Raw genomic sequence first — 14,549 nt, 5'->3', positions numbered from 1 at the left:
AGGTCACGAAGAATCTCGCGACACTTTTCGCGCAATCCGCGCACTCCCTCATGAAGGGAAGGTGATCGAGTGTTCGAAGTGCGTGAAGGCGCCCGGCACGGACGGCGTGCGGCGGTCGCGGAGGAATCCGTGCTGCAGCGCAGTCGAGTCGGCCAGCTGCTGTCCCAGGAGCTGCGGCTCGACGTGGTGCAGTCCGGTGCGGGCATCCGTCCGCTGCTGGAATGGCTGCGCGGAGTCGATCAGACGCAGTGGCCGCACCTGCTGGTGCTCGGCGTGCCCTCGCAGGGCGAGGCGGCCCCCTTCGCGCAGGCCGTGAGCGCGCTGCGGTCCGCCGGCATCCGGGTGCTGGCGGTGACGTCGGCTCCCTCGCGCCGCATCTCCCGCCGCCTGATGACGGACGGCATCGAGGGCTTCGTCTCCACGACCGACGCCGAATCGGACTTCGTCCATGCCGCCGGACGGGTGCTCACCGGACATGCGGTCACCACACCGCGCGCGCAGGTCGACATGCAGCGCCACGCACAGGGTCCGCGCCTCAGCCTCCAGGAGGAGCGGGTGCTCGCGCTCTACGCCTCCGGGTTCACGATCGCCGAGGTCGCCGTGCGCATCGGTGTGCGCCACGACACCGCGCGCAAGTATCTGACCAGGGTGCGGGACAAGTTCACGGATGCCGGATGGCCCGCACGCTCGAAGCTCCAGTTGGCCCGCATCGCCTGGGCGGAGGGATATGCCGACCCCGACATCGATCACCTCGCGGTCGAGCGGCCGCCCCTCACCACGGTCGCGGGCTGATCATGACGCGGTTTCGCCGTTTTGACACCCGTCGTGGGTCAAAAGCGACACCCCCGCTAACGGCTCTGCCGTGCGGTCCGATAATGAGCCGGGACCGTGGGGGTCCATCGCGGCGCACGTCATTCCCGAGGTCCGCCGCGCATACGCCGAGAGAAAGATGCTGCACCGATCGTGAAGACGACAGAATCGACTCGTCGCCAGAGAGCCGGACGCGGGATCGCCGCCGTCGTGCTCGCCATCGCCGCTGTGGTCCCGGCGTCGCTCGCCGCGCCCGCCGCAGCCGTGGAGTCGGGTGACTCGGTGTGGATCGGGGCGCGACAGGGCTACTCGGGCACGGGAATCTTCCCGCTGTATGCCGAGACCCCCGCCGATGTCTCCAACCCCGGCGAGCCGGACCTCTGGGCCTACTGCATCGAGCACGACGTCTCCGCCCGCACAAGCGTGGAGGGTGTGCTCGGCGAGTACGCCGCCTTCCCCGGGAGCAACAACTTCACCGACCCGGTCATCCAGGCCCGCGTGCACTGGACGCTCACGCACGCCTACCCTGCGGCGAGCCTCGCCGACCTCGAGGTCGCGGCGGGCATCACCGGGCTGTCGCGCAACGATGCGATCGAGGCGGCTCAGTACGCGATCTGGAACTTCACCGACCTGTGGTCCGACCCCGGCACCGGTTGGTCGTGGGAGACCCCGAACTCCGAAGCCGTATACCACTACCTGGTCGACGGGGCGCTCGCGGGCGCCGGCTCGACGCCGCCCGCCGCGCAGACCGTCTCGGTATCGGTGACCGGCCCCTCCGCGGCGGCCACGGCCGGCACGCTGGTCGGCCCGTTCCTCGTGTCCACGGATCAGCCGACGGCACGGGTGTCGGCGGATCCCGCGTACACGATCACGGATGCGACCGGCATGGCCATCGACGCGAACGCCGTCGTCGACGGTCAGGAGCTGTACCTCGACCTGCGCAGCGTCGCGGCAGCCGGGTCCACCACGGTGACCGCGACCGTCGACGGCGCCACCGGGACCGGGATGGTCGTCACCGTCCCCTCGACCACCCCGGGCGTCCACGCGCAGACGATCGGCGTGGTGGCCGCACAGGACGCCACGACCGACTCCTCGGCAGAGGTCATCTGGGCGGCAGCCGCCGTCCCCGCGATCGGTACGACGCTGACCGATGCCGCCGACGACGACAAGGTGCTGGCATCGACGGGTGGCACGCTCGTCGACGCCATCGCCTACACCGGACTCACCCCGGGGACCGAGTACACCGTGGCGGGCGAGCTGATGCGCAAGAGCGACGCCTCGGCGACCGGCATCGTCGGCTCGACCACCTTCACCCCCACGTCTGCCGACGGAACGGTGGACGTGACGTTCACGGTGCCGTCCGGCTACGCGGGTCAGAGCCTCGTGGCGTTCGAGTACCTGTACGTCGGCGCGACGACCACCGGTACCCCGATCGCCACGCACGCCGACATCGACGATGCGAGCCAGACCGTCGCGGTCGCTGCTGCCCCGGTCGTCGTCGGCGGCCCCACGGCATCGGGCTCCTCGGGCGGCAACGGCACGGGAACCGGTGGCGGCACGGGCACCGGTGCCGCACTCGCCGCAACGGGTGGGGCGCTGCCGATCGCCCTGGCGTCCGCCGCCGCGCTCGCCGTCCTCGCCGGCGCCGCACTGGTCGTCGCCCGCCGCCGCCGCGGTGCGCTGACCGACTGAACGCGACGGCCGGTCGGTGGCAGCCCCCGCACACCGACCGGCCGGTCGCCCCGTCACACCCTGCACCCGCTCCACTAGGGTGACAACGTGGGCGCGGAGTGGACGAGACGGGTGCTCGTCGTCGAGGATCAGGGCGCGCTGCGCATGCTGGTGTGCGACCTCCTCGAGCGGCACGGTTTCCAGACCGCTGCGGCGGCGAATGCCGCCGAGGCGACGCGCCTGTTCACGGAGTTCGACCCGGACGCGCTGCTGACCGACATCGACCTCGGCTCCCGCCCGTCCGGTGCGGAACTGGCGGCGATGCTCGTCGAGCTGGCGCCGCACATCGCGGTCGTCTTCCTCAGCAGCTACCCGCGTGCAGCGGCCGGCACCACCGCCATGGGCATCGCGCAGGCCGTGTTCGTCGCGAAGCAGAACCTCGACTCGCCGGCGACGCTGCTGGCAGCGCTCGAGCAGGCCCTGTCCACGCATCCGGTCCCCGCGGCGTCGGTGGCGGACTCCCCCGACCCGTTGGGGGCATTGACCCGGCATCAGCTGGAGATCCTCGCGATGATCGCGCGCGGATGGTCGAACGATCGCATCGCGGTGGAGACGGGAGGCACGGTGCGGGCCGTCGAGCGGTCCATCAGTCGTCTGTTCGGTCGGCTCGACGTGACCAACGATGCGACCGTCAACCCGCGTGTGGCCGCGGCCGCGATGTACCTCTCCGCGTTCGGCCCCGCCCGATGAGGGCACTCGCCCGCGCGGTCGTCGCCGCGGTGGGCAGCGGGCGGTTCCTGACGGTGTGGTCGATCGCGATCACTCTCCCGCTGTCGCTGACGGTGATGGCGCCGGTCGGGGTCGGCATCGAGTCCCTGCCCGCTCTGCTCGCCACCTGGCTGTGCTTCGCCGCGGGGCTCACGGCCATCGCGCTGCGGGAGCGCCGCCGTCTCACCACGAGCGTGAGGGCCGCCGTGGTGCTCACGGGGATCGTGCTCTGCGGCGCCCTGCGCCCAGTCGTGCAGGATGCCTGGCTCCGCCTCGCCGGGATCGACACGCCACTCGTCGACCAGCTGCCGTTCCGCATCGTCACCAACCTCGTGGTCTGGCTGCTGGTACTGAGCGTGATCGCGGTGATCGAAGGCTCCCTCCACGCGCTGCGGCGCACGAACGCGCTGCTCCGATCCGTCGCCACCGCACTGACGCAGGCGCAGACGCGCGCCGCAGCGTTCGCGCAGGAGGCGCGCGACCTCGTCGCGGAAGCTGTCGTCGCACTCGATGCGGCCATCGATGACGTGCCCGGGTCGTCCGCCGGCGTGCGGCGACTCGGTGCGGAGCAGCTGCGGTCGTGGAGCCACCGTCTCGCCTCCTTTGCCGAGGAGGGGGGCGTGCTCCGCGCGGGCGACGGCCCTGGCGCGACCCGCCGCTCCGAGCCGCTGCCCCGCCGCCTTTCCGTGCGGGTCCCCCCTCGCGCGGTCGTCACGGTCGTGTACGCGGCCAGCCTGCTGCCCTACGCGGCGCGGACCCAGGAACCGATCGACCTGCTTACCGGAGTAGTGGTGCTCGTCGTCGGGGGTGCGGTCGTGGATGCGCTCCCCCGCCACCGGCGAATCTCCCGAAACCCTGGCCGCGCGACCGGGCTCTTCCTCCTCCTGTCCGCCGGCCTCGGGCTTGCGCTCTCCGCACTCGCGATCGCCCAAGGCGTGCGCCCGCTCCTGGCCGCCGTGTCGGCGGTCGCCTACCTCGGGTTCGCGCTCGCCGCGAGCTTCTGCGCGGGGGCACTGCACGACCTGCGCCGAGAACGGCGGCGGCTGTCCGGTGCGGTCGCCGACGCGCAGCATGCGGCACGGGCCGGCACCCGCCCCACGCGCGAGGGGCTGCGTGGCGCGGCCGAACTGCTGCACCGCGACGGGCAGGGCGCCTGCATCGTGTTCGCCCTCGCCCACCCGGCACCGACCACGGACGAACTGCAGCGTCTGCGACACGATCTCCACACCGTCATCGACCGCCTGCCGCAGACCTTCTCCGCCGCTCCCGGCCCCGGCGGCCAGGTGTCGCTGACCGGCCTGTTCGACACCTGGGCGCACGTCATCGCCCTCCGCATCGACATCGACGATGCGTCGCGTGCGGCCTTGGGCGCGGTGCCGTGGATCGCCAGGGACACGTACGACGTGGTCGCGGAAGGGCTGCTGAACGTCGCGAAGCACGGCAGCGGTCGACAGGCGGAGGTGTCGTTGCGGCAGGTCGCGACGGGTGCCGGACCTCAGGTGCGCGTGCGGGTGTGGTCGCCCGGTGCCGTCGCGCCGAGCGCCGTGCTGCGCCCCTCCTCCCGGATGCACGAGCTCGGCGCACGGCTTCTCCCCGGTGCGGAAGGCATGACGCTCGAAGCATCCTTCCCCGTCGCTGCCGCTCGGGCTGTCGCGTCAGCCGAACATCGCGGCTGAGCTCGACGCACCCCGCCGTAACGTCGTCATCGCCCCACCCGGGGCCGATGACGAACGGACCGACGTGAACCAGCTGCACGATCTGCTCCCGCTGGCCGTGGGGATGCTCCTCTCCCCGCTGCCCATCGTCGCGATCGTCGCGATCGTGCTGGCACCGCGCGGTCGCGCCGCCGCCCCGGTCTACACGCTGGCCTTCACCGCCGTGTCCCTCGTGTTCATCGTGGTCGGGGCGCTGTCGTCTGCGGCTGCCTCGTCGGCATCTCCGACCGGCACGGCCCGGACGGTGTCGTTCGTCCTGGCGATCGTGCTCGCGCTGGGGTTCACCGTGCTCGCGGTCGCCAGCTGGCTGTCGCGACCACAACACGGCCAGCAGCCGAAGGCGCCGAGCTGGCTGGCCGCGATCGACACCGTCACCCCCGCCAAGGCGGCGGCCCTCGGGCTGGTCATGGCCCTCACCAACACCAAGAACATCCCGCTCGCACTCAAGGGCGGTGCGCTGATCGGCGAGGCCCACCTCCCCCTCATCGCCGCGGTCGGACTGTGCCTCGCACTCGCCGTCGCCGGATCCCTGCTCCTCATCCTCCCCACCGCGGTCGCCACGGGCGGATCGCCACGAGTGGCCGCGGCGCTCAGACGCCTCAAGACCGAGATGATCACGCACAACGCCGCGATGATGACCGTGCTGTTCGCCATCCTCGCCGCGAACGAGGCCGCACAGGTCCTCCACCACCTCGTCTCCTCTTCCTCGTGACCTCGTCAGGAGCCGCCATGTCCCCACTCACCACCCCACCCCTCGCCACCGCCCCCGCCGGCACGTTCCGCGGACGCACCGCTGACGGCGTGCATGCCTGGCGCGGCATCCGCTACGCGCAGGCTCCGGTCGGACCGCTGCGCTGGCGTGACCCGGTCGCCGCCCCGACCGTCGCCGGAGAGGTCGACGCGACCTCCTACGGGAACGTGTGTCCGCAGAAGGCCAACCCGGCAGTGCCGCTCGGCGACGACGCCGTGATGGACGAGGACTGCCTCGTCCTGAACGTGTGGGTGCCGCAGGAGGCGCGTGAGACCCCGCGTCCGGTGATGGTGTGGCTGCACGGCGGCGCCTACACGTTCGGGTCGTCGAGTCAGCCGCTGTTCGACGCGACCTCGCTCGCCGCGCGCGGGGATGTCGTGGTGGTGACCGTCAACTACCGTCTCGGCGCGTTCGGTTTCCTGGACCTCATGGGTCTCCTGCCGGACGGCGACTTCGATCGCAACCTCGCCCTCAAGGATGTGCTGCTGGCCCTGCGCTGGGTGCAGCGGAACATCGCCGCGTTCGGGGGCGACGCGGACAGGGTGACGGTGTTCGGGGAGTCCGCGGGAGGCGGGCTCGTGACGACGCTGCTGGCGACGCCTTCGGCCGAAGGCCTGTTCGCCCGCGCCATCGCGCAGTCCTCCCCCGCCTCGAGCATGTACGGGATCGAGCGGGCGCGTGACGTCGCGGCGCGATTCGTGCATGAGCTGGGCATCGATTCGACGGATGCTGCGGCAGCCGCGGGGGCACTGCGCGCGGCATCCGTCGATGACATCGTGACGGCGGGGATGACCATCTACGCTGCCGTGCCGGATGAGGCACCGGGTACTCTCGCCTTCGCACCCGTCATCGACGGCGACCTGCTGCCGGAAGCGCCCGTGAGCGTGCTCCGCGAGGGCCGCGGCATCCGCGTTCCTCTCATGATCGGGACGAACAAGGACGAGGCGTCGTTGTTCAAGTTCATGAAGTCGCCGCTGATCCCCATCACCGACGACCGCATCCGGCAGATGTTCACCGACATGGCCGAGGACAACCCGACCATCGAGCTCCCCTCGGTCGCGCAGGTGCAGACGGCATACGAGAACGTGCGGCAGCGCACCGTGGGGCTCGGGATCGCGCGCGATATCGGGTTCCGGATGCCGACGCTGTGGATCGCGGAAGGACACAGCACCGTCGCCGAGGTGTGGCTGTACCGCTTCGATCATGCCGCCCCGTTCCTCCGGCTGATCGGCCTGGGGGCGACGCATGCGACCGAGCTCCCGTACCTGTGGGGAAACCTGTCCAGCGGGCCGAAGGATCCCACGTTCCGGCTCGGTGGCCGTCGCGCGGCACAGGAGATCTCGGTGCGGATGCAGGAACGGTGGACCGCCTTCGCGCACGGTCGCACACCCGACGCCACGGATGCTCCCGCGTGGGCCGCCTACTCCGTCGATGCCGCACACGAGTCCCGCCAGACGCTTGTGATCGAGCGGCAGGACACGCTCGTCCCCGATCTCGACGGTCCGTTACGCGCCGCCTGGGGCGACGAGGTCCTCGACTTCCGCTGATCCATCCGCCATCCCCTTCGAGGAGCATCACCATGTCCGACGACTGCTGCGCCGGCACCGACACCATGCGGGCGCACCTCGCACCCGCGATCGGCGCCGCCGGCACCGACATCACGCCGGTCGGGCACCAGGGCGCGCCATCGCCCGGAGGCCGCGCGGACCTGCTCGTGGCCGGCCGCATCTCCACCGGCGACCCGGATGCCCCGACCGCGCAGGCGATGGCGATCTCCGGCGGACGGATCATCGGACTCGGCTCGCTCGCCGACGTGGACGGTCTCATCGGGCCCTCCACGACACGGGTGGCACCGGACGGCGTGGTGATCCCGGGACTGATCGAGCCCCACGCCCACGTCTGGGTGTCGCTGCTCACGCTCGACTGGGTCGATGTGTCGCACGACACCTGCCCGACGTTCGACGATGTCGTCGTCGCGGTGAAGCACGCGGCAGCCACGACCCCCGCCGGACAGTACGTCCTCGCCAAGCTGTTCGACCCGAGCCTCTACCCGGGCGAGCCGGGGCTCACGCGCGACATCCTCGACCGGGTCGCGCCCGACAACCCCGTCGTGGTGCTCAACGCGTCCATGCACTTCGCCTACGCGAACTCGGCGGCGCTGGATGCCGCACACCTCACCGATCGCACGCCGGCCCCCGCCGGTGGCACGTTGCAGAAGGTCGACGGTCGTCTCACGGGTGTCGTCGGCGAGGCTCCCGCGGTCACGCTTCTGCTGGCGAACCTGCCCCGCCCCGATGCGGCCGATATCGCCCGCGGCGTGCGTCAGATCCTGACCGAGTTCGCCAGTCAGGGCGTCACCTCGATGCGGGAGGCGATGACCGGCACGATCGCGGGCGTGAGCGAGGTCGCGCTGCTGCACCGGCTCAACGGCGCCCAGCGGCTGCCGGTACGCGTGTCGACCGCGCAGTTCTCCACCCTCCAGGGGTGCGCGACTCCGGCCGAGGCTGCCGCGGCGTGGCGGGAAGCCGGAGTGACGCCGTTCAGCGGCGACGACATGGTGCGCGCCGACGCGTGGAAGCTGGTCGCCGACGGGTCGAACCAGGGCCGGTCGGGCTACTTCCGCGAGCCGTACCTCGGCCAGGCTGACGGCGGGCACCCGAACTGGACGCCGGAGGGTCTCCGGGAAGTCATGCGCGCGGGGCTCGACGACGGCTGGCAGCTCATGATCCACACCAATGGCGACGCGGCGATCGATCTCGCCCTGGACGCCGCGGAAGAGCTCCTGCCCAGCGCGCCTCCCGGACTCCGTCACCGCTTCGAGCATGCCTCCGTCACGTCCGACGAGCAGCTGCGGCGCATGGCGGCGGTCGGGGTCTCCCCGAGCTTCCTCATGGACCATGTGCGCTACTGGGGTGCGGCCTTCCGCGACACGATCCTCGGTCCGGATCGCGCGGGGCGCCTCGACCGCGTCGCCTCCGCGTATCGTGCCGGGCTGCGTCCGAGTCTGCACTCCGACTACAACGTCACCACGGTGCGGCCGCTGCGCAGTGCCCAGACCGCCGTGCTGCGACGCCTCGACGCCGACGGGACCGTGCTCGGCGCGACCGACAGCGCCACCCCCGCCCAGGCGCTCGCCGCGATCACGACCCATGCCGCGTGGCAGTCGCACGCCGACGACCGCGGGATGCTGCGTGTCGGAATGTGCGCGGACTACGCCGTCGTCGACATCGACCCGTGGACGAGCGATCCGGCGGGGTGGGATCGCATCTCCGTGCAGGAGACGGTCGTGGGCGGCGTCTCCGCCTTCTCGGCCTGAGCCCCGCTCGTCCCCCTCCCTCCCCCTCTCGCCGTCGAAGGATCCCGATGCACACCACGACCGCCGTTCCCCGGGCGACCTCCCGTCTCGCGATCCCGCTGCTCGGGGTGCTCGCGGCGATCCAGGGCTCCGCGCCCAACATCGCCGCGACGGCACTCGTCGGCGCCAGCCGCGGCCTCGACCTGGTGGGCGGCGCGCAGGCGCTCGCGGCATCCATGCAGACTCTTGCGATCGCGGCGTCGGTCATCACCACGGGCCTGCTCGCGGATCGCATCGGACGACGGCGGATGCTGGTTGTCGCGCTGGTGACGGGAATCGTCGGGCAGCTGGTGGTCGCGGCCGCGCCGAGCGCCGCGGTATATGTGGTCGGGCAGGCCATGTCCGGCGTCGGGCTCGGCGCGGTCTACGCCGCCGCGTTCGCGTACATCCAGGTGCTCGCGAAGCCGGGCCGACTCCCCGCCGCCGTTGCCGCGTTCGCGGCGGTGTCGGGCGCATCCGCTGTGCTCATCACGTTCTCCGGCGGCATGCTCGCGAGTGTCGACTGGCGCGCCGCGTTCCTCCTGGTACCCGTACTGTCGGCTCTCGCGATCGTCGCGGTGCTCGCCGTCCTCCCGGTTGTGCCTCCGAGCGTCACCGAGAAGCGCGATGTGTGGGGGCAGCTGTTGCTCATCGCGGGCATGGTGGCGTTCCTGTACGGGGTGTCGCAATTGGCGACGTCGCTGTCGAGTCCGGTCACCTGGGGCATCATGCTCTCCGGCGCCGTGCTGCTCGCGGGCTTCGCGTGGTCGCAGACGTGGGTCCGGCATCCGTTCTTCCCGATCGCGTTGTTCCGCCGTCCGCTGTTCCTCGCCGCGTTGTGCGCCGGATTCGTGTTCAACTTCGGGGTCGCGGCCTCGTTCCTGCAGCTCACGAACCTGTGGCAGTACGTGCTGGGTCTCACCCCGAGCGCCGTCGCGCTGTGGCAGCTGCCGATCACGGTCACCTCGATCGCGGGCGCCGTCGTGCTCGGACGTCTGATGACGAAGGGCATGAGCGCGCAGACCTCGCTGCTGCTGGGCGGGTTGTTCTCGGCTGCGGGGTTCGTGGCGGCAGCGCTCGCGCGGGAGGCGATGTCTCCTCTGGCGTTCGTGCCGGCCGGCATCCTGATCGCGTTGGGGGCGACGGCGGCAGCGCTCCCCTATGGGACCCTCGTGCTCAGCGAGGCGCCGGCCGAGTACTACGGGCCGGTCACGAGCTCGCGGACGACGTTCGGCCAGCTGTTCTACTCACTCGGCACGGCGCTCTCGACGGTCGTGGTCACGCAGCTCACGATCGTGGGGATCAGCGCGCGGCTCCATGACGCGGGCATGTCCGATGCCCAGGTCGCGGCGGCGCTGGCCGACGTGGGCGCCTTCGCGAAAGACGGCACGCGCCCCGACGCGGCGGTGTTCGATGCGGCGGTCGCCGCCTACCAGGACGGCTTCGGTGCGCTGATGCTCGGCATCGCTGTGGTGTCCGCCCTGATGGGAACGCTCGGCTGGCGCCTGATCCTGCGGGCGAACCGCACGGCCGCGACCGCGACCGCGACCGCGGCGGTCTGAGCGGTCTGAGCGGTCACCCGAGTGCGGCGATGCGCGGCGTAGCATGGCCCGATGACGCGACCGCTCACCAACTGGCACACGGCTCAAGCCGAGCATCTCACCACCGGGCAGCGCGCGGCCGATCGGCTGCGCAACGGGATGGGGTCGTGGCCCTTCATCGCCGGGTTCGTGGTGTTCATGGCTGCCTGGGCAGTGTTGAACACCACCGCGAGCACGTGGGATCCTTACCCGTTCATCCTGCTCAACCTTTTCCTGAGCATGCTCGCCGGGCTCCAGGGAGCGATCCTGCTGATCGCCGCGAAGCGTCAGGATGCGATCGCCGCTGCTCTCGCCCAGCACGACTACGACACGAACCTCGCCGCGAAGAAGGAGATCGAGGAGCTCATGGAGATCAACCGTCTCCAGCTTGACCTCCTCCGCGAACTCCGCGCCGCGGTGAAGGGCGATGCGGGATCGACGACGGCTCCCTCTGACGCGCGGTGAGCGAGCTCCTACGGTCGCTTCCCGCACGGGCGGTGACCGACCGGCGCAGGCGGCCTCAGGTGTCGTCGCCGATGCGTGCTGTGTCGACGTCCGCGGCGCCGTCGTCGTTCATGTCCGCGGACCGCGCCTTGCGGGCGTCCCATCGGAGCAGGATCGCGGCGAGGGTCGCGGCGAGCACGGTGCCGATGAGCACGGCCACCTTCGCGCCGGCGGTGTGCTCGCTGTCGGCGAAGGAGAGTTCGGCGATCAGCAGTGACACGGTGAACCCGATCCCCGTGAGCAGCCCGACGGGGAGGAGGTCGCGGATCCCGATCGCGTCGGGAAGTCGCAGCGGGGTGAGCCGGGTGACGAGCGCGGTCACGCCGAGGACGCCCAGGACCTTGCCGACGACGAGGCCCGCGACGATGGCGAGGACGACGGGTTGCAGCAGGATGGATCCCGCGCCGTCCCCGCCGACGAGCGTGACGCCGGCGGCGAAGAAGGCGAAGATCGGCAGCGCGACACCGGACGAGAAGGGCCGGATCGCGGCGTCGAAGCGGTGGGTCCGCGACTCGGTCTCACCGTGGATCCTGCGCGCGGGGATCGTGAAGCCGAGGAGCACTCCGGCGATCGTGGCGTGGACGCCGGATTCGTGGACGAGCACCCACGCGACGACCGCCACGGGCACGAGGAGCCACCAGCGCGGTGTGCGCATGCGTGCGAGCACGGCGAACACGGCGACGCAGGCCAGCGCCAGCAGCAGCATGAGCGGGTTGATGTCGGTGGTGTAGAACACGGCGATGACGATGATCGCGAGGAGGTCGTCCACGACGGCGAGAGTGAGAAGGAACGTCCGCAGCGCGCGGGGAAGCCCGCGCCCGAAGATCGCCAGCACCGCGAGGGCGAACGCGATATCCGTGGCGGTGGGGATCGCCCAACCGTGCGCCGCGGTGCGGTCGCCGGCGAACACGATCACCGTGAGGAAGATCAGGGCGGGGACGACCATGCCTCCCACCGCCGCGAGCACAGGGACGGCGGCGTGCTTCACGTTCCGCAGGCTGCCCGCGACGATCTCGTGCTTGAGCTCGACTCCGACGACGAAGAAGAACACCGCGAGCAGGCCGTCCGCTGCCCAGGTCGCGAGGCTCAGGTCGAGGTGTATGGCCGCGGGTCCGATCGTGATCTCGGAGAGCGCCCGGTAGCTGTCGCGCCAGGGCGAGTTCGCCCACAGCAACGCCACGGCCGCGGCGACCATGAGGAGGATGCCGCTGGTCGTCTCCGCGGTGACCCAGCGGCGGGCGCGATTCCGCGCGGTCGAGATTCGTGACAGTGCACTCAAGGAGCTCTCCTCTGGTCGATCTGCATCGTCCAGGGTCGGCCGACGCAGACGTCGACCAGGCTTCCCGACACTCCTCCACCAGCCTACCGGCTATGGGCTGCGCGAAATCTGGGGAAAGGAAAAGGGAAGGGCACCTGCTCGAAGCAGATGCCCTTCCCTTTGTGGTCGGGCTGACAGGATTTGAACCTGCGACCCCCTGACCCCCAGGTAGGCGGAACTGCCGTTTTGGACATGGAACCGGGCTTTTTCCCGTTCCATACGTTGCAGAGCGCGTCAGGTTTGTATGCGTTGCAGGGACGTTGACCACTAGATTGGCCCACTTGTTACCTATACGGGAGCGACCCCCGAACCGTGTTTGTGGTGACTTCCAGGCGACCGCTCCGAGGGCTTCGTCATGTCCTATCCGGTGCTGCCGAAACGTGCTTCCAGCATCCTCGCGGTGGCAGGGTTCACCAAGTCGTTGCGCGCGATGTAGTGCTGGGCGGTGATCCTCGAATCGGTGTGGCCGAGGAGCTCGGCGGCGAGATCGATGCCGCCCGCTTCGTTGATCGCCGTCGCTCCCGTTCAACGGAAGCGATGCGGCGTCACACCTTTCAAGCCAGCCTTGTCCATCACATCGCGAAGCCGACGACGCACGTTGTTCGTCGTCAAGGGATCGCCGTTGCGATTGCAGAACAACAGCGCATCCGGGTCGATCGACAGACGCGACTTGAGCCGTCCCCTAATCGCCACGATCACGAACTTCGGCAGCGCGATCGTGCGCACCGACCGCGAGGTCTTCGGATGATCTTGCCGTCGAGTCGGCTGGCCCGTGTTGCTGACGATTGTGCCCGAGATCCTCACGGTCGGGATCGTGCTCCGGAGATCCACGTCACGGATGCGGATCGCGAGAACTCCTCCGATCCGTACCGAAGTGCCGAGGAGTACCTCGACGATCTGCCCAAGTTGCCCGTCGGGCTTGGGACCAGCAACGACCTTGCGTTCCTCCCACGCGCGCACCGCTTCCCGGATCAAGTCGACATCCGAGTCCTTGAACGCATCGGGCACCCGAGCGGGCCGGCGCAGCCGTGAGACGTGATCCATCGGATTGCGAGGGATCACCTCGTGCCGGACTGCGAGCCCAAGCGCCAGACGGAGGACAACTCGGGCTTGACGGGCACGGTTGTAGCTCTGCTTAGCGAGCTGTTTCAAGAAGTAGTCGCACCTAGCGACACCGATCTCGCGCAGTGTGAGTTCGGCGAACATCGGGGCAACGAGCGTGCGCATGTTCCGTTCGTAAAGTTGACGGGTCGTGAGCGTGAGCCTGTCCTCGGCCTCCATGTCTTCGAGCCAGTACTCCACGAGCGCGGAGAACTTGCTGTCAGCACAGAGCCCAGCGAACCCTGGCTGATAAAGGGATCGTTCCGAGAGCTTACGCTTGAGCGCAAGCTCTGCAGCTGCCTTCGTCACACCTGTGCGCTGGACTATTCTGAGCCTTCCATCCCAGTCGCGGTATCGCGCTCGCGCCTCGCGCAATCCGTTCTGGGTCATGCGGTGGCTGATCTTCCCGAAGGTGCCGATTGGTGTCCGGGGTCTACCCACCTCGCACCTCATCTCGTACGGGTACGGACGACATGCCATGGTCGTCAGAGTTCATTCGCTGATGATTGTTCTGCATCCTTCTAGCCTGGCGTTGGTGGGCTGGCTGGCAGGACGATGGCATACGCAATGCGGACCGCTCCGACTCGGCACCTACCGATTAGCTCGGCGATCACGTCGTGTCTGATCGGGATCGCCGCAAGCTCTAGCTATGGTTACCCTGAGTGCGGTCTCTCACCTGATCTTCTCGGGAGTGTCACCGCCAGGCGGGTCAATGGAGCGAAGGACTGGAATGGCATACGAACAGCTACCGATTGTTGAGGTTGATCTCAACAAGCTCCTGCTCGATCTGGAAAACTACCGCATCCCGACGCGTCGCGACGACGAAGCCGGGGCACTCAAGTACCTGTTCGCCTCTGAGGACGTTCTCAGCCCTGATCCACCGTCGCGATTCGGTTGAGCCGCGTTTCGCTTTTCGTTGAGTTGTTTCGGCGGGCGGGCGTGCGTGTTCTGCCAGCCGGGGCTCTGGCTTATCCACGTCGATCTCCGGTTCGTGCCC

At 69.8% G+C, this 14,549-nt stretch carries 12 protein-coding genes; 9 read left to right on the top strand and 3 right to left on the bottom strand.

The genetic code is table 11. The annotated features are described in order from the left end of the window. Positions 1-69: 69 nt before the first annotated feature. The 9 genes from WFM69_RS16275 to WFM69_RS16235 all read left to right on the top strand — a co-directional run bounded on the left by WFM69_RS16275 (position 70) and on the right by WFM69_RS16235 (position 11,094). A complete protein-coding gene (locus WFM69_RS16275; protein ID WP_337006533.1) occupies positions 70-792 on the top strand; it encodes a helix-turn-helix transcriptional regulator in 723 nt (240 codons plus the stop codon). A 171-nt stretch (positions 793-963) separates the two neighbouring features. Further along, the gene (locus tag WFM69_RS16270; protein ID WP_337006531.1) at positions 964-2,502 is read left to right on the top strand and encodes a VaFE repeat-containing surface-anchored protein; all 1,539 of its coding nucleotides are present in this window, start codon (positions 964-966) and stop codon (positions 2,500-2,502) included. A gap of 87 nt (positions 2,503-2,589) precedes the next feature. After that, a complete protein-coding gene (locus WFM69_RS16265; protein WP_337006529.1) occupies positions 2,590-3,231 on the top strand; it encodes a response regulator in 642 nt (213 codons plus the stop codon). Further along, positions 3,228-4,925 (top strand): hypothetical protein, encoded by a 1,698-nt coding sequence (locus tag WFM69_RS16260; protein WP_337006527.1) that lies wholly within the window; start codon positions 3,228-3,230, stop codon positions 4,923-4,925. The genes WFM69_RS16265 and WFM69_RS16260 overlap by 4 nt, the downstream gene beginning before the upstream one ends. Before the next feature lie 64 nt (positions 4,926-4,989). Then, positions 4,990-5,676, top strand: a complete 687-nt coding sequence (locus WFM69_RS16255; RefSeq protein ID WP_337006525.1) for a GAP family protein — start codon at positions 4,990-4,992, stop codon at positions 5,674-5,676. A gap of 17 nt (positions 5,677-5,693) precedes the next feature. Continuing rightward, a complete protein-coding gene (locus tag WFM69_RS16250; protein ID WP_337006524.1) occupies positions 5,694-7,262 on the top strand; it encodes a carboxylesterase/lipase family protein in 1,569 nt (522 codons plus the stop codon). Positions 7,263-7,294: 32 nt separating this feature from the next. Next, on the top strand, positions 7,295-9,031 hold the full coding sequence (locus WFM69_RS16245; protein ID WP_337006522.1) for an amidohydrolase: 1,737 nt from the start codon (positions 7,295-7,297) through the stop codon (positions 9,029-9,031). A gap of 47 nt (positions 9,032-9,078) precedes the next feature. After that, entirely contained in the window at positions 9,079-10,611 is a 1,533-nt protein-coding gene (locus WFM69_RS16240; RefSeq protein ID WP_337006520.1) for an MFS transporter, read from the top strand. A 51-nt stretch (positions 10,612-10,662) separates the two neighbouring features. Further along, entirely contained in the window at positions 10,663-11,094 is a 432-nt protein-coding gene (locus WFM69_RS16235; protein ID WP_337006518.1) for a DUF1003 domain-containing protein, read from the top strand. Positions 11,095-11,149: 55 nt separating this feature from the next. On the opposite strand, the gene nhaA is transcribed toward WFM69_RS16235, so the two are convergent. From nhaA to WFM69_RS16220, 3 genes are all read right to left on the bottom strand, one after another. Beyond that, on the bottom strand, positions 11,150-12,412 hold the full coding sequence (nhaA, locus tag WFM69_RS16230; RefSeq protein ID WP_337006516.1) for a Na+/H+ antiporter NhaA: 1,263 nt from the start codon (positions 12,410-12,412) through the stop codon (positions 11,150-11,152). Positions 12,413-12,976: 564 nt separating this feature from the next. Next, the gene (locus WFM69_RS16225; protein ID WP_337006514.1) at positions 12,977-13,942 is read right to left on the bottom strand and encodes a tyrosine-type recombinase/integrase; all 966 of its coding nucleotides are present in this window, start codon (positions 13,940-13,942) and stop codon (positions 12,977-12,979) included. Between the two features lie 355 nt (positions 13,943-14,297). Beyond that, a partial coding sequence (locus tag WFM69_RS16220) for a hypothetical protein (RefSeq protein ID WP_337006512.1) occupies positions 14,298-14,549 on the bottom strand: 252 nt, incomplete at its 5' end.

This window comes from Microbacterium sp. LB12 (assembly GCF_037150835.1).
In the GTDB taxonomy this organism is placed as follows: domain Bacteria; phylum Actinomycetota; class Actinomycetes; order Actinomycetales; family Microbacteriaceae; genus Microbacterium.
The sequence above is the reverse complement of the archived record's forward strand: the minus strand, read 5'-3'. Positions and strand labels throughout refer to the sequence as shown.

Excerpts from the sequence above, each read along its gene's own strand:
- WFM69_RS16260 (WP_337006527.1), top strand. The coding sequence starts at position 3,228 with ATGAGGGCACTCGCCCGCGCGGTCGTCGCCGCGGTGGGCAGCGGGCGG.
- WFM69_RS16250 (WP_337006524.1), top strand. The coding sequence starts at position 5,694 with ATGTCCCCACTCACCACCCCACCCCTCGCCACCGCCCCCGCCGGCACG.
- WFM69_RS16245 (WP_337006522.1), top strand. The coding sequence starts at position 7,295 with ATGTCCGACGACTGCTGCGCCGGCACCGACACCATGCGGGCGCACCTC.
- WFM69_RS16240 (WP_337006520.1), top strand. The coding sequence starts at position 9,079 with ATGCACACCACGACCGCCGTTCCCCGGGCGACCTCCCGTCTCGCGATC.
- WFM69_RS16235 (WP_337006518.1), top strand. The coding sequence starts at position 10,663 with ATGACGCGACCGCTCACCAACTGGCACACGGCTCAAGCCGAGCATCTC.
- WFM69_RS16225 (WP_337006514.1), bottom strand. The coding sequence starts at position 13,942 with ATGACCCAGAACGGATTGCGCGAGGCGCGAGCGCGATACCGCGACTGG.